Consider the following 24,421-nt stretch of genomic DNA (forward strand, 5'->3'; position numbering starts at 1 on the left):
AGGACGTCGCCAGTGACCACTGCCATTATTATCGACGATCATCCTCTGGCGCGTATGGCGATCCGCGGCGTGCTGGAGGCACATCACCTCACCGTTACCCACGAATTCGAAGATGGTGCTGTGGCGTTAAAAGCGTTGCGACACGCGCCTGCGGAAATCATCATTATTGATGTCGATATTCCCGGCGTTAACGGCATCGAACTGATCGAGAAATTACGTAAAGACCAGTATCGGGGCATTGTGATTGTGGTGTCGGCGAAAAACGACCGCTATTACAGCCGACGCAGCGCAGAGGCGGGAGCCCACGCCTTTATTAGCAAGAAAGAAGAAATGACCACCATTATGGCGGCGATCCGGGCAGCGCAAAATGGCTATAGTTATTTCCCTATCGTGCTGGATGATTTTACCGGTGTGCCGTCGGGGGATCGGGAGAAACTCGAATTACTCTCCACCCAGGAAATGAAAGTAATGCGCTATATGCTGGAGGGCTTCGACAACAATAAAATCGGCGAGCAGATGCATATTAGCGGCAAAACTGTCAGCACCTATAAAAGCCGGTTGATGGAAAAGCTGGGATGCAAAACGCTTATCGAGTTACTGGCTTTTGCCAGCCAGAATAAGCTGATCTGACCCATGAAAAGCCTGCTGATTATTCTGTTCGTTCTGTTATCAGCGCTATTTACCCCGGCGCGGGCGCAAACGCCTGGCGCGGAAAAACTCGATCTCTCTGGCTTTAATCCATTACAACCCGTTCAGCTTTATCTCACCGATGAACAAAATCGCTGGCTGCGGCAGAAAAAAACCTTACGGGTGGCCATCTTCCCGCCGGATATTCCGCCGCTGGTGTTGAATACCGTGTCGGGCCGCTATCGGGGAATGAATGCCGATTATCTGGCGCTGATGCAGCGCTCGCTGAATATTAATCTCGACGTCTGGCGTTACCAGAATGAAGCCCAGGCGGTGGCCGCTCTGAAGCAGAATAATGTCGATTTGCTGCTTACCGGCTTACAGTATCAGCCCGAACCGCCTGCGGACGTGGCGCTTTCCGCGCCGGTGATCGCCTCCTGGCCCGCGCTGGTGACGACGCTTTCTAACGTGATGGAGCCCCTGCGCAGTGAGAAGCTCGTCACCGTCGCCACGGTGGGCGATTATCCGCCCCCGGCATGGATTAAACAGTCATTTCCCAATGCGCAAATTCATCATTATGCCAGCTACCATGCGGCGCTCTCCTCGGTGGCGGAAGGGAAGGATAACTATTTTATCGGCGACAGTTTGCCGGGCAGCGCGATTATTTCACAGGAATTTGCCCTGGCGCTGACCACGGTTAAATACTGGGGCGACGAGCAGAAAAGAAGCCATTTCCTGATTGCCCCGTCGCAGGAGCTGTTACGGCAAATCGTTAATAGCTTTCTCGGATCTATTGACGAACATCTCCATAATCAAATAACCCAGTCGTGGATAGAAAAAGGCAACCTGACCTTTGCACTGGATAAGCTGGACTTAACCAACCGCGAAAGACAGTGGCTCAACCAACATAAAACGCTGCGCATTATCGTGAACCCTTATTTCGCGCCCTATACCCTGTTGGACAGCAATCTGGAAACCCGTGGAATTATCGGCGACATCCTGAATTTAATCAGCCTGCAAACCGGTCTGAAATTTGAAACCATCGTCGCGAAATCTAACGATGAAATGCTGGAAGCGATGGGCAAAGGCAACTGGCATTTAATGCAGACCGCGACCTGGGATGTAAACCGCATCAATAATTTGTCCTATACCCATCCTTTTATTACCACACCCAACGTCATCGTGATGAAAAACGGTCAGCCGCAGGCAAATGCACTACGGCCGGGAATGACCGTCGCCATCGCCTCGCTGCACAATCTGATCCCGGTACTGAACAGTAAATATCCGGGCATTGCCTGGCGGCAGGTGGATAACGCCAGCGTGGCGCTGAATCTGGTGGCGAATGGCGACGTGGACGCGGCGATTTCTAACCAGTTAACCGCGCGCTACTTCAGCGAGCACTATTATCCCGACCAACTGGCCTTTACGCCGTTGCCCGACGAACCGCCGTCGGCGATTGGCTTTGCCATGCCGCGTTCGGAACCCGAGCTGCGGCAAATTCTTGATAAAGCACTGGATAACATTCCGCAAAAAGAGATCCTGCAAATTGTCGGTAAATGGGTGCGCTTACCGGACGTCACCATCGACACCTGGGAGTTGTATAACAAACCGTTTTATCTGGTTGCAGTACTGGCGGGGCTGCTGGTGCTCAGCAGCCTGATCTGGGGGCTGTATCTGCTGTCGGAAATCCGCAAAAGAAAGCGGGCGCAGTACCAGATGGAGCAAGAAAAAGATAACGCCCTGCGGGCCAATAAAGAGAAGCGCGTTTTTCTGGCTCGCATGAGCCATGAAATCCGCACCCCGGTGAGCGCCATCATGGGTTTTCTTGAGCTACTGCACCGCTCCAGGGAGATCCGCGCCGAACATGATAAAACCGCCGTTGACCGGGCATGGCAGGCGGCGCAGTCACTGATGATGTTGATTGGCAACGTGCTGGACCTGGAGAAAATCGAATCCGGCAAAGTTGAACTTACGCCCCGCTGGGTGGATATCAACGCGCTGCTGGCGGAGGTCGTGCAACTGTTCAGCGGATTAGCGGCACAAAAATCGCTGCAACTGCGGGTAAATAGCTCGCTGGAAAATGTCCGGCTGTGGCTGGACCCGCAGCCGCTGCGCCAGGCGCTGACCAATCTTGTTGGCAACGCCGTCAAATTTACCGCCCAGGGCAGTGTGACCGTCACGGCCCAGACGCAGCGGGTGGATGATAAACAGGTCGAACTGATTATCGACGTGAGCGATACCGGGCCGGGTATTTCCGCTGAGCAGCAGAGCCGCTTGTTTACGCCGTTCAGCCAGACCGACGCGGGCCGCGCCCAGACCGGTTCCGGCCTGGGGCTGGCAATCAGCAAAGAGCTGCTGGCGCAAATGGGCGGCACGCTGGCGCTGCAAAGCGAGCCGGGGCAGGGCGCGACGTTCACCCTGGCCTTAACGGCCGCCAGCCAGCGCAGCCGGGGGCAACGCGCAACGGAGACGCCCACGCAGCCGGATGCCCTGTCGCCACATCTGGCGATATTGATTGCCGACGATCATTCCACTAACCGCTTGCTGCTAAAGGAACAATTACACGCGCTTGGGCAGCGGGCCGATGAAGCCAGCGACGGCCTCCAGGCGCTGAAGGCGCTCCGGCAGCGCCAGTACGACCTGCTGATCACCGACATCAATATGCCTGAAATGGATGGCATCGCGCTCGCCCAGGCGTTACGCGCCGCCGGGCACAACCTGGTGATATGGGGGCTGACGGCGTCGGCGCAGGAGGAGGAGCAGCAGCGTTGCCTGGCGGCAGGCATGAATGCCTGCTTGTTCAAGCCGCTGAACTTATCGCAACTGCACGCCATGCTTTCAACCCTGGCATTGCCGGAAAAGCCGGTTCTCGACGTGGAAAAACTGTCGCGGCTGACCATGAACAATAAAGCATTGATGTTAAACGCGCTGGAAGACGCGCAGCGGGAAAATCGCCGCGATCTGTTGGCGGCGAAAGCGGCGGCTGTGCAGGGCGACTGGGTCGCAGTGCGGCATCATCTTCATCGGCTTAACGGCACCGCGCAGCTATTGGGCGCAGTCCGGCTACACGATCTGGCCGCACGGCTGGAACAGGACCTGGTAGATAATAAAAATAGCCACGGGATGGTAGCGGACCTGCTGCATATGGACGCGTTGCTGGATGAGCTGGATAACGAGGCGCAGTATATAAATAGCGATAATGATTAATCCAGCTATTGCTGTCCCTTAAGAAACGGCTTACACCTGTAGGGATTGGCCCGCATAACAATAAGCAAGCGCCGATGTTGCTAAATACCTCGGTCTGTATAATTCATCTCACGTCGCGGGGGAATGTAATCCAAAACGCGTCCTGGAATATTTCCTAAGAAAATTCCATTTTTAACAAATTAACAAGTTTAAGCTATCGAAGCGGAGAAATGAGAAAGAAAAATCGATAATAAAATACACCCTGAAACTTATTATTCCAGATTTTTATTCTGATTGATTTATTTTTAACTGCGATATTCAGATTATCCCTCTGAATTTGTTGCTTTGCTTGAATTAAACGATCGTTTTGATCTCAATCCGGGAATCACGAATTTTTTGCGGGTGATCTCCCTGGGGAATATAAGGTAAATTTTAAATAGAGAATGCAGATGTTGAACATTGAGTTTTCGAAAGGGGATAAAACTAACAGGGATTTCTATGCGGCTGTCACATTCTATCATTTCAAATGACCACTTTTTCAAAGTGGGTATTTGTACTTTACTTTCGCCAGAGCTTATTGACGATAATTTTATTCTTGTCGATATGGATACGGTACTCGCCGCAAAAGTAAAAAAACTCGACACCGGCGGCAAACAACTGGTCGCGTTTATCTCAAATGATATTGATTATTATGCACTGCAATCCGTAGGAAACGTTTTATTTATTAACAGAAAGCGTAAGGCCAATGAGATCCTCTCTTTTCTGGTCGCTAACGACATGAGGTATCACTACCAAATTAAATTTGCGCTTTCGCAACGGGAATACCAAATCCTGGATTATATGCACAAAGGGTACAGCGCAGATGAAATCGCCTCGGTGATGGGATTAAAGCTTAAAACGTTTTACGCCCATCGCCGGAATATGGTGTTGAAACTCCGCGTCGGCAATCGTATTTCGCTGTACCGAAATATTGCGCGGCTGGAAAACGCCTGTTCACAACAGGTTTTATAGACGCACAATCCACTCCTTTATTTAAAGGAGAACAAGCATCGCAGAATGACCTTTTTTAATACGTGTTATCTGCGTGCTATATATTATGTTTACTGCAATTCACTCTTAACTGGATTTTAAAATGAAAAAGATCGCTCTTATTTCTGCGCTGGTCGCGTGCTCTGTTGTGTCTGGCGCACAGGCCGCCGACGGCACCATTAACTTTACCGGTACGATTACCGACCAGGCCTGTACTGTTGATGTGAACTCCGCGACCCAGACCGTCCCGATGGGGACGATTTCTAATACGGCGTTTGGCACCACCTCAGGCGTCACGGCAGGCGCCAAAACCTTTAATATTGTGCTTCAGAGCTGCCCGGAGTCTGTCACCAGCGCCAGCGTGCGCTTTGACGGCACCACCCATGCTGAAAACAGCGCGATCCTGGCGCTGAGCAGCGGGCAAACCGCCAGCCACGTGGGTATCGCCCTGTACGAAAAAGACAGCGCGACGCTGATCCCGGTCGGCACCTCTTCTGCAAGCGTGGCGCTGGCATCGGAAGGGACCAATACCCTGAGCTATGTCGCGAAATATATGTCGACCTCGGCTTCCGTTGGCGCGGGCTCTGCTAACTCATCCACGGCATTCACCATTACTTATCAGTAATGATTATGCAGGGCGGTCACTCGCCCTGCTTATTAAAAGGCAATATTGATGAAAGGCGTAAAAGCAACGCTGCTGACGGCAGCACTATTTTCCACCAGCGCAATGAGCGGCGTGGAAATTGGCGGGACCCGCCTTATTTACGATGGTAACAAAAACCAGGCTGCTATCAGCGTAAATAACCCGGACAACAGACCTTATCTGATCCAGGCATGGGTCAATAAAAACGAAAATACGGATGATAACGACGATACGTTTATTACCACACCGCCGTTATTCCGTCTCGATCCTCAGAAACAAAATTCGGTGCGGGTGGTATTAAGCGGTAAGCCGCCCGCCACGGATAAAGAGACGGTGTACTGGTTAAATATTAAATCGATTCCTGCGTCAACACCGGATGCGAAGAATGAATTAATGATCGCCGTGAAAAGTAAAATGAAACTGATTTACCGGCCCGCCGGAATTAAAGGCGACCCGACAACGGCGTACCAGCAACTGCAATTTAGCCAACGCGCAGGGAAACTGGTGGTGAAAAACCCCACGCCGTTTAGCGTCTCATTGCATGAGGTAAAAATAAACGGCAAGGCGATATCCAGAGCGCCCATGGTGTTACCGCAACAGGAAGTGACGTTGCCAAATAATGTTTCTCCGGGACAGCAGATTGACTGGCAGGCAATCAATGACTTCGGGGGGATTACCGCGCCAGTAAAAGTACAACTATAGGTTAAATATAAAACGTGTCGCATTTACTTTCTATTCGTCAAACCGGTTATCCATTACGCGTATTAAGCGTTGTTATTTTTGGCGCGCTTCAGGCTTCTGCGGCACATGCCGGGGATTATTTCTCATCGGATCTGATTGAGATGCGCGGCAATATGGCGCGCGATATTGATATTTCGCGGTTCAGCCAGACGGGCGGCCAGTCGCCAGGCCGTTGGCAGGTCACCGTGATGCTCAATAGCCAGCAGGTTGACGAGCGGGAGGTGCGCTTTGAGCTGGTGGATGACGCGCTGAGCCCGGTTTTAACCAAAGCGGATCTCCTGCGCTGGGGCGTAGAGGCGAATGCGCTGCCGGAATTCATGGCGATGCAGGACGATGAGCAAATCGACGCGATTTCATCGCTGCTGCCGGGCAGCGTTGCCCGCCTCGACTTTGACGCACAGCGGCTGGAGATTTCTATCCCGCAGCAGTATATGCAGCGTAACCCGCAGGGCACGGTCCCCGCATCTGAATGGGATGACGGCCTCAATATGCTTTTTTTGAGCTACAGCTATTCAGGCGCGACGGGCAGTAATGAAAACGGCAGTACCCACAGCCAGTACGCTAACTTGCGCAGCGGCATTAACCTCGGAGCGTGGCGGTTGCGTAATTATTCCACCTGGAATGACGGCGATCGGGGGACCCAGTGGAACAGCATCAGTACCTCGTTACAGCGGGATATTAAAGCACTTCGCAGCCAGTTCGCCATTGGCGACAGCTACACCTCATCGGACGTATTCGACAGCTTCGGCTTTCGCGGGGTTCAACTCTATTCCGATGACGCCATGCTGCCCGAAAGCCAGCGCGGATTCGCGCCGGTTATACGCGGCATCGCGCAAAGCAATGCGCAGGTCACTATCCGCCAGAACGGCAATATTATCTGGCAGTCGTATGTGCCGCCGGGGCCGTTTGCCATTGACGATCTCTACCCGACCTCCAGCAGCGGCGATTTGCAGGTCTCGATACGCGAAGCAGATGGCACGGTGCGCCAGTTTACCCAGGCGTTTTCAGCGGTGCCGATCATGTTGCGCGAGGGGCAGTTTAAATACGCGATGACGGCGGGCAAATACCGCGCATCGTCTGATAGCGAAAAAGAGCCCAACTTTTTACAGCTGACCGGCAGCTACGGTTTGCCGTGGACCACCACCCTGTACGGCGGCGCGATCGCCTCGGAAGACTATTTTTCCGGCGCGCTGGGTATTGGCAAAAGCTTCGGCGACTGGGGATCGTTGTCCTTTGACGCCACCTGGGCGCACAGCCAACTGCCGGGTGGCAATAAAGACGACGGTGTTTCCCTGCGGGCGCAATATTCCAAAGATATCGCATGGAGCGGCACCCACTTTACCTTGATGGGCTATCGCTATTCGACCGAGGGCTTTCATGATTTCGCCGAAGCGAATGGCGAGCAGCACTGGCAGCACCGGCAAAATAAACGCAGCAAGGCCCAGATCGATATTAACCAGCAGATCGGCGACTGGGGGAATATCAACCTCTCGCTTTATCAGCAGGCGTACTGGGGCGGCGATAAAGAGCAGACGGTGAATTTTGGCTACAACACCAGTATCAACGCGATTAATTACGGGCTGAATTACAGCTATTCACGTCAGCCGTGGTATGGCAATGGCGATCACGTGGTGTCGTTCAACGTTCAGGTGCCGCTGTCGCGCTTCCTGCCGAACAGCTGGCTGAATATGTCGGCCAGCAGCAATAAGAAAGGTGATGTGGCGACCAGCGCGGGCCTTTCCGGCGTGGCGCTGGCGGACAATAACCTGAGCTGGAACGTCCAGCAGGGGTATGACAGCCGTGGCGGTAAGGTCTCCGGCAGCGCGTCGGCGGATTACAAAGCCTCATTTGGCGAATACCAGCTGGGCTACAACACTTCGCGCCATCAGCACCAGACCACCCTTGGTGCGATGGGCGGCGTGGTGGTTCACCCGTATGGCGTGTCGCTGTCCCAGCCGCTGGGCGAAACCCTGGCGCTGGTCAAAGCGGATGACGCCAGCAAAGTGAAAGTCACCAACAACACCGGGATTTACACCGACAGCAAAGGCTTTGCGGTGATCCCCAGCGTTACGCCGTACCGTCGCAATAACCTGACACTGGATAGCGCGTCGCTGAATAGCCAGACCGACATTTTAAATGACACCAGCACGGTGGTGCCGACCAAGGGCGCGCTGGCGCTGGCGGCATATCCGACAGTTACTGGCTACAAAGCCATGTTCCATCTCCAGGGCGCGAACATTCCCTTTGGGGCGACGGCCAGCGTGAAGAACGGCAGCGTTACCACGGAAAGCATCGTCGATGACCGCCAGCGGGTCTGGCTCTCCGGCGTGCCGGAAAAGGGCACCATCGCCGTGCGCTGGGAAAACGGTAGCTGCCAGGCGGCGTACCAGATTAACAATCCATCCGATGGCCAGGCCACGGTAACGGCACAGTGCCGCTGATTTGGAGGGAGTTATGCGTTTATTTTTATGGAGCGTGCTGCTGTGGCCGCTGTGCTTTTTTTCGTCAGTGGCCAGCGCCTGGGATTGTGACAACCTGTCTACCTCGGCAACGGCTCCTGCGCCCGCACCGTCGATCACTATCCCGAGAAGTTTACCGGTGGGAGCGGTGATTGGCACCCAGGTCTCGACGGGCGTGATTAATGCTTTTAACTGCTATAACACGCCGAGCGGCGTTATTTCGAATCAGAACCTGGGCGTGGAGTCTTATGGCGAATACGTGATGATGATCGACGGGCGGCGCGTCTATAAAACCAATATCGAAGGGGTTGGTTACGCCATTGGCGGCACCGCCTCGTCGCAATGCAATGTGACGGCCTGGGTGTCAGGTAGCGGGACCATTCGTAACCGGGTTGATACGGTATCGCTGTGCGCCAATCAGCAAGGCATGTTTGCCGTGCAACCGATCAAAGGCCAGGTCTTTATTACTTACTATAAAACGGCCACGGTGACGGGGTCAGGCACGGTGGCGGCTAAACAGGCCGGGGCGCTGGTATTACTCAACAACAGCCTGCTGTGGCAAGAGCCGCCGATCGTGGTCACCTCCAGCGCGTTTAACATCACCACGCTGGGCTGTACGGTGGACAAACCGATTATTTCAGTACCAATGGGCGATGTGCCGGGTAATGCGTTCCACGGGCAGGGCACCTGGCCGGGCGACATCCGCACGCAAACTTTTAACCTGCCGCTGACCTGCTTTGCTGGCACTAAAGTCGAGATGCAGGTTGACGGCAACGTTAACGACGCCACCAACGGTGTGTTGAACCTCAGTAGTTCTGGTGAAGGCAGCGCCAAAGGCGTCGGCGTGCAGGTACTGTATAACAACGCGCCGTTACAGCTTGCCGCGCCGATTGCCACCGGCACCGCCAGCATTAACGGAAGCTATACCATTCCTTTGAAGGCGCGCTATTACCAGACCGGGCCGAAAGTCACGGGTGGAACGGCAAACGCTACGGCGACCTTTACCCTGACCTATGACTGATTGCCAGTGAAAGCCCCACGTAATGCGGGGCTTGTTGTTTGTTAATCAAATACGCCGTTGATGATTGCGGTCACTACGGCGGTGCTCAGCGCGATCAGCACCAGGTCATCGCCGACAATCCGCCATTCATAGCCGGGGTAATACGGCAGGCTGTCGCGCATCGAGAGCGGTACAGCTTTTTTGGCAATGCCCGGAGGCAGCGGTTTGCCGCGGGCTAAATTCTTCGCGATGCCGGGAGGCAGCGAGTCATAGCCGATCAGACCGTAATTCACCGCCAACTGACGGGCCGTGTTAAAGCTGATATCGGCTTCAACGTGATCGGGCTTTCCGTAGTTTTTACGTTTATCCGGCGCGCCTTTCTGGGAGGGATTACCGTTCATCTTTTGGCTGTTGCCACGGTTATCGCTGTTGCCTTTATTCCCGTGATTACCGCCGCTGTTGCCATGATTGCCGCTATTGCCATTACCGCCTCCATTCCCGTTGCCCGGATTCGCCATCACTGGCGCGGCGAGCAGTGAGAAGGAAATAAAAGTCGCTAAAGCGAGACGTAAACGACGATGACTGGACATGATGTGTTCCTTCTAAGTGCGGGTGCCTTTTGAAATTATTCCCGCTGCGGTTAAAAGGCAATTTCATCAATTCCTGGATTTACACGTCCCTGTGCTCACCCATACCGGTAAAAGGGCATTTTCAAAGAGAGATCACAAATTACGCATCCTTGCGTTGTTTTTAACCAACGGCTTGAACATCATGCTTTCTCGAAGCAGCAACCTAAAGAGGGCATAAAATGGACCAGCTATTTATCGGTGTGGATGTGGGATCGGCAAGCGTCAGGGCGGGTATTTATACGCCGCAAGGCGAACGCCTGGCTTTTGCCGTTCGTCCTGTTCAGCAGTTTCATCCTGCCGTTAACTACGTGGAACAGTCCTCAACGGATATCTGGCAACAGGTGTGCGTGGTGGTGCGTGAAGCCGTGAACCTCGCGAAAGTCGACCCGGCACGCATCGCCTCTATCGGTTTTGACGCCACGTGTTCGCTGGTGGCGGTAGGGCTGCACGGCGAACCGGTATCCGTGGCGCAGGGCGGCGAAAGCCAGCGCGACATCATCATGTGGATGGATCACCGGGCAGGAGAAGAAACTCAGCGTATTAACGCCACGCAGGATCCGGCGCTTGAGTATGTAGGCGGTAGCGTCAGCATTGAAATGGAACTGCCGAAGATCCTGTGGCTGAAAAACCATTTTCCTGAGCGCTATCGCAGCGTGTGGCGCTTCTTCGATCTGGCCGACTACCTCGCCTGGCGCGCCAGCGGCGTCGATGCGGCAAGTATTTGCACGCTCACCTGTAAATGGAATTACCTCGCGCATGAATCACGCTTTAGCCAGACCCTGCTGGATGCCGTAGCGCTGGATGACGTAACGGCGAAAATTCCTGTCCGTATTGCCAATATTGGCGAGGCGCTCGGAACCTTGCAGCCTGAAGCCGTACAGCAACTCGGCCTGACGGAGCGGGTGGTCGTCTCCAGCGGCATGATCGACGCCCACGCAGGCGGGCTGGCACTGGTGGCGGAGAACCCGCAGCAAAACCTTGCGCTGATTAGCGGTACCTCTAACTGCCATATGATTATCAGCCCGCAACCGAAATTTATTCCCGGCGTATGGGGCCCTTATTTTGGCGCGATGTACCCAAACTGGTGGCTTAACGAAGGCGGACAAAGCGCGGCGGGCGCGCTGGTGGAATGGACGCTCCAGCAGAGCGAACACTGGCGCGGGCTAACGGATGAAGCCGCCGCGTCAAGCTGTAGCCCCTATGCGCTGCTTAATCAGCGCGTAGAATCTCTCGAAGCGGAAGAAGCCACTCCCACCCGGGATTTACACGTGCTCGGCGATCACCACGGCAACCGTTCGCCCCGTGCCGATGCGCAGGCAAAAGGCATGGTGGCTGGCCTGACGCTGGAAAGCGGCCCGCAACAGCTTACCCGGCTTTACCTCGCTACTTTGCAGGCCATCGCCTACGGCACGCGCCATATTATCGATACTCTGGAAGCTCACGGACAGAAAATCGACACCATTACGCTGTGCGGCGGAGCCAGTAAAAACCCGCTGTGGCTGCGTGAATACGCCGACGCCACCGGGCGCGCTATCCACCTGGTCGCGGAGGAAGACGCCGTGACGTTGGGTGCTGCGCTGACTGGCGCAGTGGCCTGCGGGGCGTTCTCCGATCTCAGCGCCGCTGCGCGCAGTATGGTTAAGCGCGATCGCACCATTGCGCCAAACCCGGAGAAATGGGCGTTCCACGATGCGAAATATCAGGTCTATTTGCAGATGTATCAGGATCAGCAGCGTTACCACGCACTGATGGCGACACCGCGTACCTGACATTTGCCTATGCCGCCAGCGGGCGGCTTTTTTCATCGTGTAAGGAAGGCACACTCATGGCAAAAACAGTTGAGGAAATCGCGAGGGATTTAAACGTTTCCATTACCACGGTGCGCGCTGTATTGAACGGGAATGCCAAAAAGTATCGCATCAGCCTGAAAACTCAGGGCAAGATCAACGAGTATGTGCAGAAGCACAGCTACACCATTAACCTGACCGCCCGTAGCCTGAAGCTTAATAAAACCGAGGTCTTTGGCCTGGTCATCCCACGTCTTTCCAACCCTTTTTTCTCCGCGCTGGCAGAACAGCTGGAAGCCGCGTGCCGTGAGTCAGGCTATCAAGTGATGATTAGTTGCACCAATGGCGAGCCGCACTATGAAAATCAACTGGTGAAGTCGCTTGAAGAACGTAACGTCGATGGCATTTTTGTGGTTTCTGCGGATGCCGCCTGCCAGGCGCATCACCTGAAGCACTGTAAAAAACCGTTGGTTTTTCTCGACCGGGATTTTGGTGTTCAGCATGCGGTGTGCGTCACCACAGATAACAGCGACAGCGGATATCAACTGACAAAAGCCATGCTGAAATACCTCCGCGAACCGCTGCATTTTTTTATTGCCGACCCGACATCCCCGACGATTATCGACCGTCTTAGCGGGTTTAAGCGCGCCACGAAGGAGCTGGGGATGACGGTTTCTCCCTCGGATATGACCTGCGCAGCGCACAATCGTATCAGCGATGGCGCAGATCTTATGGCGCAGTACATCGACTGTCATGGCCGCTGGCCGCAGAATTTTATCGCGTCATCGCTACCGATACTGCAAGGCGCGCTCAGCGTACTGCGTGAACGCTGCGGCTTTATTCCCGGCGATATCAATATCGGCACCTTCGATGACAACATCATGCTGGGGTTTCTGGCGAATAATCTCTGGTCGATGCGTCAGGATGAGAAAAAACTCGCGGCAAAGGCCTGCCAGTTGATGATGTCGGCGCTGGAAGGAGAGACGGTGGATCAAGGGGGGACAGAGAAAGCGGAACTGGTGTTCAGGGGGCGATTGCAGGGGTGAATAATGAGGATAGGCAGAATATGAAAAAGCCCGTAAGTCATTATAACTTACGGGCTTTTCAGTGTTGCTTTAGAACCAAATTTGGTGCTGGCGGAGTCTGAATAGACTGCGCAACCTCATGTAAAAATTGGTTTTTATTCAATTCAACTTTTATTCGCGTACCTAAACGTGTACCAATTATCATTGTTCATACTTAAATGAGATATAAAATGTATCATATTTAATTCTTACCATCGTCGTGACCAATTATATAAAATTCTGCGCCTGATGCCCTGATAGCCGACTCGGCGCTAACTAACAAGACGTCAAGCTGTTTTCGTATGTTTGATTGAACATTCTTATCATAATAACTTTTCATAGTGTGAGGTTGTACAATTATCACTCTAAATTTAATTTTGCTATTTTTTTCCAGCGCTTCAATCGCAGTTATAAATGATCCATGATCGCTAATTACATTATTATTCCAACAATATTTAGTGACGGCATTTTCTGCTCGTTCTCTAAGATCAGTTATCAAATTTTTTCTACTGATATATCTAAGGTTTTTGATTGCTTGATTCAAAACTATATCATGAGCACCAACTGATATTCTTCTATCACAGCTATTTGAGTTCGCAGCTTTAATATGAATTAAAGAAATATAAACTTTATCCTTATGCTCATCTATATGAATGAAATCAGCTTTCTCACCAGCGCCATCATCGCAAAATAACCACCCCGAGGGCTTATCCGTTGTCATGAAGTTTTCATGTGAATCCCAGAGACCACACCAATGATGTTTCATCCAGCAAAAAAGAGACTTTTGAGTGCCGATTTTGTTTAATGCTGCTTTGCCATTTAATTCTGGCTTTTCTTTTGAAATATCAAAATTATCAAAGTTTGCCCATATGAAATTATTATAGATAACATCGCGATATTCTGTCTTGAATACTCTGCTGTTAATTATCGCATGCCCTGACTCATACCGGCATTTAATCAACTCAGGGTATTTAAATGTATTTGCAAAGTAATCAAGCTCGGTTTTTTTCCCTTTCTTTGGTATCTTTTCAATTACATCAAATTCGACTGAGTAGTCCAATATCTTAGGTGATATCTTTATTTCTCCAATGCTTATAAGGTTTTTGGATATTTCTAAACTTATGTCAGGCGAGTTTAAGGTGTCAAATATCTTAAAGGTATATTTGTTTTTAATTGTATGAAGTCGATCGACTTTGCTCTCGCTTAGATCATTTTTATTAAACTCAGGATCGAGAAAAGATAGGTCATAAACATTACTTACTCCCTTCATTTCTGCAATGGGTGTAGCTAATATGCTTATTGGATTCTCAACTTCATTTTTATTTTTATCAATTGTGTCAATTATTTCGATGACCCTATTTTCAAACGTTTTCCAATCCTTGCATGGTCCTCTCCATAAAGATGACTTATATGGATTTAGACCAATTGTTTTTTCTGTTCCATCTAAGGATGTACGAACTGCAGACATTACAAATGATTGATCTTCAAGAGGGTTTAAAGTATCAGCCACACTCTCCCCACCTAAAACTTTTGAGTCAGCTTTAAAACTTTCTCTTCCGTGTGTGCCTAATAGCCATAACATTTTAATGTTATCTTCATTAATGAATAGATAGTTTAGTTGACTAATGTTAATTACTTTAATGTTAGGGATTAATGGCGTAAAGAAATATGTTCTTATTTCATCCTTTAACCCTTTCTCAGACACGTAAAATGCGAATGTATTATTTAAGTTAAAGGTAATGAAAATATGGTTTTCAATGTCAGTTAGTATATTTCCTGAAAACCAACTCGGATTTTTTAGAACCTCGTAATGGGTATAGAAAATAAGAGCTTCGCCAGATGAATCCTGTCTAACAGGATGCATATTAACAACCTGCTCTTTTCGGCCCTCTGTGCGAATTATACTTGAAATTTTTTCATGGGTTTCTGCTGCGCTTGTTGCTTCAGGACTCATCCCTAAAAGTATTGAAAGAAACGGTTTGATATGTAGCTTATCAACATAGTCCATAAGAATACTCCCTATTAATACATTAATGTTTTTTAATGTAACCTATAAATAGCTAGTTGTTCAAACAGTGATCAATGTCGATTTTTGTGAATGAGCCAACTTAAAAAAATGATTTTGTATAAAGTGTTCAAAGTGTTCGCTCGTCATATTTAAGCAATCAATTCAATGGCTTATATGGTGAAGGGTTCATGGGGACTTCTACATGAGTGTGCACTAGGGGTGATCACTTTGTAAAAATAATAAAAAACCGGCCTGAGCCGGTTTAGAAGGAACGGAACTATCAGGCGCTACATGCTGGCAGCCAATCTGCCTCGCTGTCCTCGTGTAAGGTCAGGTTAGTTTGAATGCCGTTATTCGTGCGGCGCTTGAGCAGCACGCGCTCGTACTCTTTCAGCGTCTGTGGTACAGCCTGACCGAAAGCTGTCAGGCTGAGCGGGTGCTGATGTCCACGCGATTCCATAAATGATAGATACGCATGATAGAGATAGCGCTTAGGGTTAATCGGGCGAATGTTGGCGTTACCGATAAACAGTCCGTTCGGCGTGCTCAGCGGCATCAGGTAGCCGCAGAAATCGACCAGCGGATCCGCCTGTCTCTTTATTTCCAGCGCTTCGCCGGATGATTGCTGCGCCTGCAACAGCTCGCGCGCTTCATCGGGTGACGCGAAGCGCTGCATCAGATGACGAACAATCACGGCCAGCTCGGTGCTGATTTTGTCCAGCAACTGCGGGTCACGCTCTTTTGCCGGTATCACTTCCGGGAACGTCAGGATTACCCGGCGACGTGACACGCCGCCGCTGCGATCGCTGAAACGCATAGGATTGTTATTCACCGCCAGGATCACCGCCGGGATGTGCGTTGAATAGGCGTCACGGTATTTCGGGTCGATTGCAACGGCATCGCCGCCGGTGATCGCCTTGATGCCCGCGCCGTCGCCGCTCCATTTCTCCTGGTCAGGAAGAATAATTAGCGAGAAGCCCACTACGCTGGCGCGCTCGCGGGAGGATTCCAGCGTGTCGATGGTGGCTGAGGTAGTATTGTCTTTTCCAACCAGCAGAGTGGCTATCGAGGCCATGACGCTTTTACCGCTGCCGCCGGGGCCGGTGACTTCGAGAAACATCTGCCAGTCATAGCGGTTTGCCAGCACCATAAATAACGCCGCGAGAATGCGTTCCTGCTTGTCGTGATTATGTCCGGCAGCCCGCGTTAACCAACGCCAGAAAGCAGGGGCATGGTCTGCGAGATTTTCATCAGGACGTGGCGCGGTGTAGTCCACACTGTTGACGGTGCGCAGCCAGTGCTCACGGCGGTGAGGGCTGGCCAGATGCACTGGCGCGCAGGAATCATGAAAGATGCGCTACTGGTTGTAGACAGTTCGCTGCCCGCGCTTGATGGATCAATAGTGGTCTGCGCTCTGGCAGGGGATTATGAAATTCGCCGGATGCGGTTATACCCATCCCCACACCTGGAGCATCTGGACACATTCGAAAAAGCGAAGCTGGCGGATGATGATGATCAGATTTTTGGCGTGGTGGCATACATCGTTAACGACGCCCGGAGTCAGGAATTTGACGACCTACCTGTGATTTAAGGCGCGGCTTTCGGCAGGCACAAAAAAGCCCGCATTAGCGGGCTTTCGTATCACTAAGGAGCTGCGGCTCCTTTGCGTATCCTTTTTTGTCCCTTTGGTGTCAGGTCACCGTCCGGGTTAAGTGGCTAACTTGCTGTTTTTAAAGCTACTGTCCTGCCACTGTCCATGTTTATTTGGTGGAGCTGGCGGGAGTTGAACCCGTGTCCTGATTCATTTTAATTGGTTGAATTTTAGGGGTTTTGGTTATTTCAAAATGGTAACGTGCATTTCAAGTGTATATTGTTGTCCCTATAAGGTCTTGTTCCTGTCTAATACTTAGAAACATGTGTAAAATCTTGGCTCCCTATTTTCATGGAAGTAACGGATGACAGTACTTGCTCCCCCTCCTGAAATTTGCATTTACTCTGACGAATATCGGCCTGGCACTCTCCAGTTTCTTAACTTTATCGAGACGTTGGGAGTAAAGCATGGGCGCAAACTTGAGATCGATTTATCTAAGGTAAGATTTGCATCTGCCGCGGCGTCGTTACTTTTTTTTGCTGTAGTTAATCGAGCTCAGTTGCTTACAGGTGACCCAAATCTTATACGTTTCAAGTGGCCAAAAAAGGAGAAGAATCCTGAAGGGCATCGTTGGATCGTAAGTACAGGTCTCTCACGAGCCTTACTTGCTGGAACTGAAGAAAAGCTCCAAGCGCTAACTCATGAGGAACGCTTTTTTCAGTCCGCTGTCGAACCGTTTGAGCATATCGTTGAAACTGTCACAATGCTGCAAAGAAGGGCTGTCTTAAATGAAGAGCAACTGGACTTATTACTCACAGCGATCAGCGAGGCGCTACTTAATGTTTCACATCACGCCTATGAAGACGACGCCTTCAAGGATGATTTGCGTTTATTAAAAGGTAAACGTTGGTGGCAATGCGCATGGTTCAATCCAGATGAGAATCTGGTCGTTTTTATTGTATGTGACCTAGGCTTGGGGATTTTTAAGAGTTTCATGCCTGATGATGATGGTCTTAGCACTCAAAACGAAGTATCTTCTGTAGAAAGAGCTATGCTGGTTGGAGAGTCTCGGTTTGTTGGTGCAGGTCGGGGCAACGGTTCGGAAGATATCAAACGCCCGATAGGCGTTGGGTGTGTAGACGATGAGACGCTACTAATCCTGACTGGACGTGCTCAGTACAACTATAATTCTAATGACAGCAGTCCTCGGTGTGAGAGACTTACTGAATACATACCAGGAACTTTACTACAGTGGTCGCTGGTTCCCAGGAGATGATATTATGAGAAACATCGTCATTGCGAAGGAGTTCTCCAGAACACCATTCGGACGCTATACAACTGATAGCCCCAACAGCGCTGAACGTTTCCGCAGGGATTTTCTGGTTCCGGCTCTGAAAGGTGAAGAAAAGGAAGTCGTAGTCGACTTCCGCGGTATAGCTTTGGGTGTAGGTTCCTCTTTCCTTGAAGAGGCATTCGGAGGATTGATCCGAAAAGAAGGTTTACCTAAAGCCAACATAAAAGCACGGCTCGTAATCAAGAGTGATGTTCCCTTTTATAAAGAGCAGATAGAAAAATTTATCGATATGGCTCAACCGGAACGAGTCTAAGGGTAATAGTTGATTCTTGCATCACCAGAGATAATTTCTGTTCAAATTGGACAGTATGTTGAAAAACCCGTATCGCTCATTGCTCAAATTGGACAGTATTCATGGTGCATAACCCTTATAGGTCTTTGCATCGCTCTGATCGGGTGGCGAGTTGCGTATAAAAATTCAATAAGGCTTGCTACTCGTTCGGAGTCTAAGTCTATTATTGATTCAGTATCGAAGTTAGTTATTGAAATATCGGATCTTTCCATAGATTTCTGGCTTGTGAAGTCTTCTCCTTTAGATACTACTGTCGAACCTGAACAACAAGCTAAAGAAAGGGTGGCGAAAGCAAATCAGTCCTCAAGCTATCTATTCACCGTATTAGCTAAGGCGCAACAGATCTCGAAGCTTTCTGAGGTACTGGCTCTTAGAGGGCTGTCCATACCTGATAATTTGCTTTCAACGGTAATGGAAAAAACGACTCTGGACTGTGAAACTGCATATCAACTGGACTCCGGTGTACGTACCATCAGGTCTCAGGAAATTGTTAGTGCCTGTATGCAGGTCATCCAAGAACTCCATGAAACCTTCCAGTTTTACCATCCTCCCGCAAAACAAGAAACATTAAGGGAGATGATTGCCCGGAAATACTCCGAAATGGATAAATGGCATACTGAACTAAAATAAGGCCCTTAAGGGCCTTTTTTTCTTATACTGGTGCTGCCGTTATATTCAGCTAGGTATGAGCCGTAGTGACGGTGACCTGCTCCCCGTTGATTAATACACCGCGATGTTAGTAATGTCTTCATAAGCCACATGAGGACATCCCCATGAAGAAGCGTTTTTCCGAAGAACAGATCATCAGTATTCTCCGAGAGGCCGAAGCCGGGGTTTCTGCCCGTGAGCTCTGCCGCAAGCACGCCATTTCCGACGCCACCTTTTACACCTGGCGTAAGAAGTATGGCGGTATGGAGGTGCCCGAGGTTAAGCGCCTGAAGTCGCTTGAGGAAGAGAACGCCCGCCTCAAGAAGCTGCTCGCTGAAGCCATGCTGGATAAGGAGGCGCTTCAGGTGGCTCTGGGGCGAAAGTACTGACGACAGACCAGAAGCGGGAAGCTGTGGTGTTGATGTGTGATGCGACCGGTCTGTCGCAACGTCGTGCCTGCAGGCTTACAGGTTTGTCCCTGTCGACCTGCCGCTATGAGGCTCAGCGACCGGCTGCTGATGCGCATTTATCAGGGCGTATCACTGAGCTGGCACTGGAGCGCAGGCGTTTTGGCTACCGACGCATCTGGCAGTTACTGCGCCGTGAAGGCCTTCATGTTAATCACAAGCGCGTGTACCGCCTTTACCACCTTAACGGGCTGGGCGTAAAACGCAGACGACGTCGTAAAGGGCTGGCAACAGAACGTCTGCCGCTGCTCCGCCCGGAGGCGCCCAACCTGACCTGGTCGATGGATTTTGTCATGGACGCGCTGGCCACCGGTCGCAGGATCAAGTGCCTGACCTGCGTGGACGACTTCACGAAGGAGTGTCTGACGATTACCGCCGCATTCGGGATTTCAGGCGTTCAGGTCACGCGAATTCTGGACAGCATTGCACTGTTTCGCGGCTATCCGGCGACGATAAGAACGGACCAGGGGCCGGAGTTTACCTGCAGAGCACTTGACCAGTGGGCTTATGAGCATGGGGTGGAGCTGCGGCTTATCCAGCCGGGCAAGCCAACACAGAACGGATTTATTGAAAGTTTTAACGGACGATTCAGGGATGAGTGCCTCAATGAGCACTGGTTCAGCGATATAGTTCACGCCAGGAAAACGATTAATGACTGGCGGCAGGATTATAACGAGTGTCGTCCACATTCATCGCTGAACTACCAGACTCCGGCTGAATTTGCAGCGGACTGGCGAAACGGGAAATATGAAGAAAAACCAACCGACATTACTAACTGAAGGTTGTATCTAATCCTGGGGGCAGGTCATAACAAGTGTTTATATGTAAGTATCGGGTAGACCATTTTGCTGTAAGGGCCACGAAGTTTGTAGTTTGGGCGTTAGTAAGCTTTCAGGCCTGGCAGTGACTGTGCTGGTTCGCAAAATGGTATAGTAAGCGCGACGATGTAAGGCCTTGTTTTATGTTTTTATGCTGGCGGTTTGGTTTATTGATAGTAACCGTATCGGCAAAGAGCAACGCATCAAAGAGTCTATGTCGCGATGGGAGATGTACTTGTTTAAGGTGCCTCGTTTAGTTTTATGATAACGCAGGCAGATGTATAACAAGATAAATAGAGGGAGGTTTTTAGTATTAATGCCCAATATTATCTGTAGTAAACGGGTGCATTTAAAAGTAGTTCAATAGTAGCATCACTCAATTAAGTCAATTAATGTTAATTCTGAAGTTTGTAGTACCTTAAAAGCCCTGGCTGCAATGGTCAGGGTTTTTAAGATTGCTCAGGTGCTGTCACGTTTGTAAATTTTATCCGAAAAATACTGACAAAACTCGTGTTGCTTATTTTTCAGTAAGGGTCCAGTATGCATCATCGGTTTGGCATACAGACCTTATGAAAGCAGTTTTAGTAAAGCAGTCCTCATTTCAAGTGTTATCTTCAGATACCCTTCTGCATGAGCCTCCTCCTAAGTGCCCAGTAAGTCCTCATCTGAAAGCAGGCCATGTTCGCCACGACGTGTGGTTCAAAAAAAATTAAAGGAAGTATCTATGTCTAATAAAATGACTGGTTTAGTAAAATGGTTTAATGAATCTAAAGGCTTTGGTTTCATCACGCCTGACAATGGAAGCAACGATGTTTTTGTGCACTTCTCTGCTATCCAGAGCGGCGGGTTTAAGACGTTAGCTGAAGGTCAAAAAGTTGAATTTACAGTTGAGAATGGTCAAAAAGGCCCTTCAGCTGGGAATGTGTTTGCAGTCTGAACCGCAAAACCATCATTAGTTACCCTGCCTGTTTTATAAGCAGTACGCAGGGCTGGAGATTGGGTCAGCATTCTTAATCTCTAACTATGACCTTGCCACAGCGGCAGGGTCATTTTTTTTGTAACGGCATAAGGTTTCAAACCCTTAGAAAGCTGTTCTTTTTAAACTAAGATTTTGGGATGAGTGTCAGGGACTGCCCGTACCGTTACTTTGTTTAACTGGTTGTTTTTAAGTCTTATAAAGCTATCAACAAAATGAATATCGCAGTTGATACTGTCCCTTTCAGTCCTGTAATCCAGTCGTGAAAGAGGCTGTTATTTTTCATGGCAATACCTATAGCAAACAGAATGAAACAGCTTGTTGCCGGTCTCTGTGGAATGAATAAAATCGGCAGGCAATACCAAAAATACGCTGCTGGAAACCGCCCTCCGAACCCACTAAAGTTGTGTAAGTGACATAATGGCAGGGTTTCCAATCATCCTTGCGGCAGACTCATAAAGCTTTTTTTCGTACGCACTCATTTCGCTGCGTGTAATGTGCTCTAATTCCTTTTTCAGGTAGTAAGCAATCAAATCCCGGCTAATGATCTCGTTGTCATCCCGACGAAGAACCTTCAGAACTATGTTGCCGATGATTTCATATTCACTGTTCATTCTTCATTTCCTTTTTTTAAGTGATGAACTATATCAGCTTTAGCTAAGAACATTTTTTGCGAGCTTTCCAGCGTAATGCGTAAAAAAAGCACCTTTTCGCTATATTTCATACCCCAGACTGGGATAGCAGTTGTGTGGTGTTATGATTCGTTATCCGTCGTACAACAAGGCAATCTCATGCGTACTCCTCGTCAGTTCTACCCGATACCTATGCTTGTTAAACATACCCAACCTTCCGGATTGGAAAAACTGTATCCGGTTCTTGTATCTGATGTCTTCGATGAAGAAGGCTCAAGATATGCGAGGTATGCCAATGGAGCGGAAGTCCGTATGTCAGGGTTACGTTTTTTCCAACTGGAACTTGCGCAGGCTGATCTTGAAAATTTAGTTTCTACTCCTCTCCCTGAGCAAGTTATCAGGCGTGAAATGTCGCATTAAAGGTATGACTATTAGAGTCTCCAATAAAATCCATGCCGCATCAGCGGGATGGCATTCGAGTCAGGCCAGGCCAGTCAACCACCATCTAGCCTTTACCTGAATGTCCGTGGCCTGTTCCCGAATACTCACAGCACCAGCATTAACCGCCAGGTGAGGTCATGTACCGTATGAATACAAGCAACGGTTTTTGGCCGTATTTCTGAAGTTTCATGACATGGTTTCTGAACATGCTGATATTACATGATGTGCTGTTTGCCCTGGGAGCGGTGGTATCGCCGACCCTTAATATGCCGCAGGCGCAGTTCCTCGCGATGCCGAATAAATCCAGGGCCAACGTTGTAGGCGTCGGTTCCGGTAAAACGTGAGTAGGCTTCGGTGCTATATGCAAGAGGATGTGGAGCATCTGCGGATTAACCAGAGTTTTTCGCACCGACCTATCCGCAGATATCCATCAGCAGTGGCAGATGAAACGGGACATGCTATCGCCTCGTTATACCACCCGGTTTTCGGATTTGCTCAAAGTTAGGTGACAGAGCAGATAATGATCACGGGGCTTGAGGTGCCGATGATGTAGGTGGCGGTATGCCACCTCACCACGCAGTCAAGCATTAGCGACGTGCATTATCAACCAGCATTTTCAAAGTAAACGCTTATGTTGCGAATGGAGTCATTGGGAGAATTTGATCGAAGGATGGGTCAATCCCGCATCAATACTATCAGCGCATTTGAGTAATGCATTAGCCAACTCCCTTGCCATATCAGCCCGAATGCTCAGGTGAATATCGGGAAATAGCTTAGGGTCATCAACGTAGCCTGTCAGTGAGTCTTTCATCTCCAGATCGAGAACTATTAGCTTTCCAACTGCACTGTATATCATGGCAAAGTCAGTAAGCTCAGGCATACGGCCCACGTTTGATTTATACATTTTTTCATCTTCCATCATTCGCTCACCAACCACATGTCAGCCTCATCAAACATCTCCTCCAGCATGCGATTCAGCTTTTCCCGATCACTTTTGCTAGCATCACTGTTGAGGCCGTTTGCCTGCATCGGCTTTACCTTCACCTCGGCGTCGGGAAAGATCCGATGCACTCGTTTCGTCAGTTCAGCCAGGATTATCTCTCTGGCGCCTGCCAAACCATCAACATTTCGCTTGTCATAAACCAGTTCAACGAACAATTAAGCTCCCTGTGAATCACTGTGATTGTATACAGTGTATAAACTGTAAAAATAAACAGTGTCAAGGCGAGCGAATCGCGAAAGGGTGATGTATTTTTGTTACCCTTAGTTACAAATAGAAAAACCCCAGACCGTAAGATCTGGGGTTCTTTTAAAGTGCACGTGCATTTCACGTGCATATTTTTGTCTTTTCTCGGTCTGCGCGCTGTCTGGTCAGTGTCCGTAACCCGCTGTTTTTATTAAAATTGTCCGGTTGCAGTCCTATCAAAAGTGGTGGAGCTGGCGGGAGTTGAACCCGCGTCCGAAATTCCTACATCCTCGGTACTACATGCTTAGTCAGTCTTTACATTCGCCTGGCACCTGCGGACCGACACGCCACTACCAGACTAGCCTGATTAGTTTTAACGCTTCAACCCCAGGCAGGGCATCCACGCGATCTCTTTTGGGTTTGACCTCTCTTTGATCCCCGTCTTAAGAGCGGAAGCTAGGGAGAGAGGGCTCAGAGCAGGTTATTAAGCTGCTAAAGCGTAGTTTTCGTCGTTTGCGACTATTTTTTTGCGGCTTTTTACGAGGCCAACCGCCCCTCGGCATGCACCTTGGGTTTCGCGAATCCCGTCGAATCCAGAATCAGCCCCAAAAGTGTTGGGCTAAGTATAACAGATGTTGGCTTCGCCATGCCAGTCCATATCACCACGACTTTTGCATGAGTTATCCGACGCAGCGCCATGTGAGAGTATTGCACGCCTTTTTCGGCCAATAATCATACGGATAAATGAAGGTGTAATTGAGTAGACTATATTTGAAATATTTCGAAATGGATATTGTGTATTAGTGACCAGGAATGCTCTTATTATTTATTATGCATTATATA

General features: G+C 49.9%; 22 protein-coding genes, 1 other RNA gene and 2 pseudogenes. 18 read left to right on the forward strand and 7 right to left on the reverse strand.

The features are described 5' to 3' along the window. Window positions 1-12: 12 nt before the first annotated feature. From evgA to ACVV26_RS05020, 7 genes are all read left to right on the forward strand, one after another. The gene (gene evgA / locus ACVV26_RS04990) at window positions 13-630 is read left to right on the forward strand and encodes an acid-sensing system DNA-binding response regulator EvgA (protein ID WP_474800267.1); all 618 of its coding nucleotides are present in this window, start codon (window positions 13-15) and stop codon (window positions 628-630) included. A 3-nt stretch (window positions 631-633) separates the two neighbouring features. Beyond that, a complete protein-coding gene (locus ACVV26_RS04995; RefSeq protein WP_474800269.1) occupies window positions 634-3,834 on the forward strand; it encodes an ATP-binding protein in 3,201 nt (1,066 codons plus the stop codon). A gap of 477 nt (window positions 3,835-4,311) precedes the next feature. Next, complete coding sequence (locus tag ACVV26_RS05000) at window positions 4,312-4,824, forward strand: helix-turn-helix domain-containing protein (protein WP_474800271.1); 513 nt, start codon at window positions 4,312-4,314, stop codon at window positions 4,822-4,824. Window positions 4,825-4,945: 121 nt separating this feature from the next. Beyond that, window positions 4,946-5,467, forward strand: a complete 522-nt coding sequence (locus tag ACVV26_RS05005) for a fimbrial protein (protein WP_474800273.1) — start codon at window positions 4,946-4,948, stop codon at window positions 5,465-5,467. A 48-nt stretch (window positions 5,468-5,515) separates the two neighbouring features. Next, window positions 5,516-6,187: a fimbrial biogenesis chaperone gene (locus tag ACVV26_RS05010; protein WP_474800275.1), complete on the forward strand. Its 672-nt coding sequence runs from the start codon at window positions 5,516-5,518 to the stop codon at window positions 6,185-6,187. Between the two features lie 14 nt (window positions 6,188-6,201). Continuing rightward, on the forward strand, window positions 6,202-8,667 hold the full coding sequence (locus tag ACVV26_RS05015; RefSeq protein WP_474800277.1) for a fimbria/pilus outer membrane usher protein: 2,466 nt from the start codon (window positions 6,202-6,204) through the stop codon (window positions 8,665-8,667). A 13-nt stretch (window positions 8,668-8,680) separates the two neighbouring features. Then, the gene (locus ACVV26_RS05020) at window positions 8,681-9,706 is read left to right on the forward strand and encodes a fimbrial protein (RefSeq protein WP_474800279.1); all 1,026 of its coding nucleotides are present in this window, start codon (window positions 8,681-8,683) and stop codon (window positions 9,704-9,706) included. Between the two features lie 41 nt (window positions 9,707-9,747). Here ACVV26_RS05020 and ACVV26_RS05025 read toward each other — a convergent pair whose 3' ends face one another. Continuing rightward, window positions 9,748-10,275 (reverse strand): anti-virulence regulator CigR family protein, encoded by a 528-nt coding sequence (locus ACVV26_RS05025; protein WP_474800281.1) that lies wholly within the window; start codon window positions 10,273-10,275, stop codon window positions 9,748-9,750. Between the two features lie 218 nt (window positions 10,276-10,493). Here ACVV26_RS05025 and ACVV26_RS05030 point away from each other — a divergent pair, with 218 nt between their 5' ends. Both ACVV26_RS05030 and ACVV26_RS05035 read left to right on the forward strand, forming a co-directional pair. Continuing rightward, window positions 10,494-12,083 carry an FGGY-family carbohydrate kinase gene (locus tag ACVV26_RS05030; protein WP_474800283.1) on the forward strand — a complete coding sequence of 530 codons (1,590 nt, stop codon included), beginning with the start codon at window positions 10,494-10,496 and terminating at the stop codon, window positions 12,081-12,083. A 56-nt stretch (window positions 12,084-12,139) separates the two neighbouring features. Next, entirely contained in the window at window positions 12,140-13,147 is a 1,008-nt protein-coding gene (locus tag ACVV26_RS05035; RefSeq protein WP_474800285.1) for a LacI family DNA-binding transcriptional regulator, read from the forward strand. 220 nt (window positions 13,148-13,367) lie between these two features. Here ACVV26_RS05035 and ACVV26_RS05040 read toward each other — a convergent pair whose 3' ends face one another. Together ACVV26_RS05040 and ACVV26_RS05045 are read right to left on the reverse strand one after the other, a co-directional pair. Next, a complete protein-coding gene (locus tag ACVV26_RS05040) occupies window positions 13,368-15,173 on the reverse strand; it encodes a hypothetical protein (RefSeq protein ID WP_474800287.1) in 1,806 nt (601 codons plus the stop codon). Window positions 15,174-15,453: 280 nt separating this feature from the next. Beyond that, window positions 15,454-16,491, reverse strand: a pseudogene (locus ACVV26_RS05045) (DNA primase family protein); the annotation flags it as partial. Window positions 16,492-16,518: 27 nt separating this feature from the next. Between ACVV26_RS05045 and ACVV26_RS05050 the strand changes: the two are divergent. From ACVV26_RS05050 to cspE, 6 genes are all read left to right on the forward strand, one after another. Then, window positions 16,519-16,764 (forward strand): S24/S26 family peptidase, encoded by a 246-nt coding sequence (locus tag ACVV26_RS05050; protein ID WP_474800289.1) that lies wholly within the window; start codon window positions 16,519-16,521, stop codon window positions 16,762-16,764. A 364-nt stretch (window positions 16,765-17,128) separates the two neighbouring features. After that, the gene (locus ACVV26_RS05055) at window positions 17,129-18,040 is read left to right on the forward strand and encodes a hypothetical protein (RefSeq protein WP_395909318.1); all 912 of its coding nucleotides are present in this window, start codon (window positions 17,129-17,131) and stop codon (window positions 18,038-18,040) included. Between the two features lie 4 nt (window positions 18,041-18,044). After that, window positions 18,045-18,371 (forward strand): STAS-like domain-containing protein, encoded by a 327-nt coding sequence (locus ACVV26_RS05060; protein ID WP_313715064.1) that lies wholly within the window; start codon window positions 18,045-18,047, stop codon window positions 18,369-18,371. A 9-nt stretch (window positions 18,372-18,380) separates the two neighbouring features. After that, on the forward strand, window positions 18,381-19,040 hold the full coding sequence (locus tag ACVV26_RS05065) for a hypothetical protein (RefSeq protein ID WP_474800291.1): 660 nt from the start codon (window positions 18,381-18,383) through the stop codon (window positions 19,038-19,040). A gap of 143 nt (window positions 19,041-19,183) precedes the next feature. Beyond that, a protein-coding gene (locus ACVV26_RS05070) for an IS3 family transposase (protein ID WP_105580531.1) occupies window positions 19,184-20,304 on the forward strand; the annotation gives its coding sequence in 2 pieces (ribosomal slippage) (window positions 19,184-19,442 and window positions 19,442-20,304; 1,122 coding nt in all). A gap of 763 nt (window positions 20,305-21,067) precedes the next feature. After that, a complete protein-coding gene (gene cspE / locus ACVV26_RS05075) occupies window positions 21,068-21,280 on the forward strand; it encodes a transcription antiterminator/RNA stability regulator CspE (protein WP_312817043.1) in 213 nt (70 codons plus the stop codon). 437 nt (window positions 21,281-21,717) lie between these two features. Here cspE and ACVV26_RS05080 read toward each other — a convergent pair whose 3' ends face one another. Continuing rightward, a complete protein-coding gene (locus ACVV26_RS05080; RefSeq protein ID WP_312980042.1) occupies window positions 21,718-21,933 on the reverse strand; it encodes a hypothetical protein in 216 nt (71 codons plus the stop codon). Between the two features lie 177 nt (window positions 21,934-22,110). On the opposite strand from ACVV26_RS05080, the gene ACVV26_RS05085 reads away from it, so the two are divergent. From ACVV26_RS05085 to ACVV26_RS05095, 3 genes and pseudogenes are all read left to right on the forward strand, one after another. Further along, a complete protein-coding gene (locus tag ACVV26_RS05085; RefSeq protein ID WP_474800293.1) occupies window positions 22,111-22,371 on the forward strand; it encodes a hypothetical protein in 261 nt (86 codons plus the stop codon). A 227-nt stretch (window positions 22,372-22,598) separates the two neighbouring features. After that, window positions 22,599-22,736, forward strand: coding sequence for a hypothetical protein (locus ACVV26_RS05090; RefSeq protein WP_474800295.1), 138 nt, complete (start codon window positions 22,599-22,601; stop codon window positions 22,734-22,736). Window positions 22,737-22,817: 81 nt separating this feature from the next. After that, window positions 22,818-22,901 (forward strand): annotated as a pseudogene (locus ACVV26_RS05095) (DUF4113 domain-containing protein); the annotation flags it as partial. A gap of 137 nt (window positions 22,902-23,038) precedes the next feature. On the opposite strand, the gene ACVV26_RS05100 reads toward ACVV26_RS05095, so the two are convergent. The 3 genes from ACVV26_RS05100 to ssrA all read right to left on the reverse strand — a co-directional run bounded on the left by ACVV26_RS05100 (window position 23,039) and on the right by ssrA (window position 24,185). Beyond that, window positions 23,039-23,314, reverse strand: a complete 276-nt coding sequence (locus ACVV26_RS05100; RefSeq protein WP_474800297.1) for a hypothetical protein — start codon at window positions 23,312-23,314, stop codon at window positions 23,039-23,041. Further along, window positions 23,311-23,550, reverse strand: coding sequence for a DinI family protein (locus ACVV26_RS05105; protein WP_474800299.1), 240 nt, complete (start codon window positions 23,548-23,550; stop codon window positions 23,311-23,313). The genes ACVV26_RS05100 and ACVV26_RS05105 overlap by 4 nt, the downstream gene beginning before the upstream one ends. Window positions 23,551-23,821: 271 nt before the next feature. Next, window positions 23,822-24,185: a transfer-messenger RNA gene (gene ssrA / locus ACVV26_RS05110) on the reverse strand. Window positions 24,186-24,421 lie beyond the last annotated feature (236 nt).

The organism is Atlantibacter sp. MEI4A-1023 (assembly GCF_056155425.1).

Excerpts from the sequence above, each read along its gene's own strand:
- ACVV26_RS05085 (WP_474800293.1), top strand. The coding sequence starts at position 22,111 with ATGCGTACTCCTCGTCAGTTCTACCCGATACCTATGCTTGTTAAACAT.
- ACVV26_RS05100 (WP_474800297.1), bottom strand. The coding sequence starts at position 23,314 with ATGATGGAAGATGAAAAAATGTATAAATCAAACGTGGGCCGTATGCCT.
- ACVV26_RS05090 (WP_474800295.1), top strand. The coding sequence starts at position 22,599 with ATGCTGATATTACATGATGTGCTGTTTGCCCTGGGAGCGGTGGTATCG.
- ACVV26_RS05060 (WP_313715064.1), top strand. The coding sequence starts at position 18,045 with ATGAGAAACATCGTCATTGCGAAGGAGTTCTCCAGAACACCATTCGGA.
- ACVV26_RS05020 (WP_474800279.1), top strand. The coding sequence starts at position 8,681 with ATGCGTTTATTTTTATGGAGCGTGCTGCTGTGGCCGCTGTGCTTTTTT.
- ACVV26_RS05055 (WP_395909318.1), top strand. The coding sequence starts at position 17,129 with ATGACAGTACTTGCTCCCCCTCCTGAAATTTGCATTTACTCTGACGAA.
- ACVV26_RS05000 (WP_474800271.1), top strand. The coding sequence starts at position 4,312 with ATGCGGCTGTCACATTCTATCATTTCAAATGACCACTTTTTCAAAGTG.
- ACVV26_RS05030 (WP_474800283.1), top strand. The coding sequence starts at position 10,494 with ATGGACCAGCTATTTATCGGTGTGGATGTGGGATCGGCAAGCGTCAGG.
- ACVV26_RS05080 (WP_312980042.1), bottom strand. The coding sequence starts at position 21,933 with ATGAACAGTGAATATGAAATCATCGGCAACATAGTTCTGAAGGTTCTT.
- ACVV26_RS05040 (WP_474800287.1), bottom strand. The coding sequence starts at position 15,173 with ATGGACTATGTTGATAAGCTACATATCAAACCGTTTCTTTCAATACTT.
- ACVV26_RS04995 (WP_474800269.1), top strand. The coding sequence starts at position 634 with ATGAAAAGCCTGCTGATTATTCTGTTCGTTCTGTTATCAGCGCTATTT.
- ACVV26_RS05025 (WP_474800281.1), bottom strand. The coding sequence starts at position 10,275 with ATGTCCAGTCATCGTCGTTTACGTCTCGCTTTAGCGACTTTTATTTCC.
- ACVV26_RS05005 (WP_474800273.1), top strand. The coding sequence starts at position 4,946 with ATGAAAAAGATCGCTCTTATTTCTGCGCTGGTCGCGTGCTCTGTTGTG.
- ACVV26_RS05010 (WP_474800275.1), top strand. The coding sequence starts at position 5,516 with ATGAAAGGCGTAAAAGCAACGCTGCTGACGGCAGCACTATTTTCCACC.
- ACVV26_RS05050 (WP_474800289.1), top strand. The coding sequence starts at position 16,519 with ATGAAAGATGCGCTACTGGTTGTAGACAGTTCGCTGCCCGCGCTTGAT.
- ACVV26_RS05035 (WP_474800285.1), top strand. The coding sequence starts at position 12,140 with ATGGCAAAAACAGTTGAGGAAATCGCGAGGGATTTAAACGTTTCCATT.
- cspE (WP_312817043.1), top strand. The coding sequence starts at position 21,068 with ATGTCTAATAAAATGACTGGTTTAGTAAAATGGTTTAATGAATCTAAA.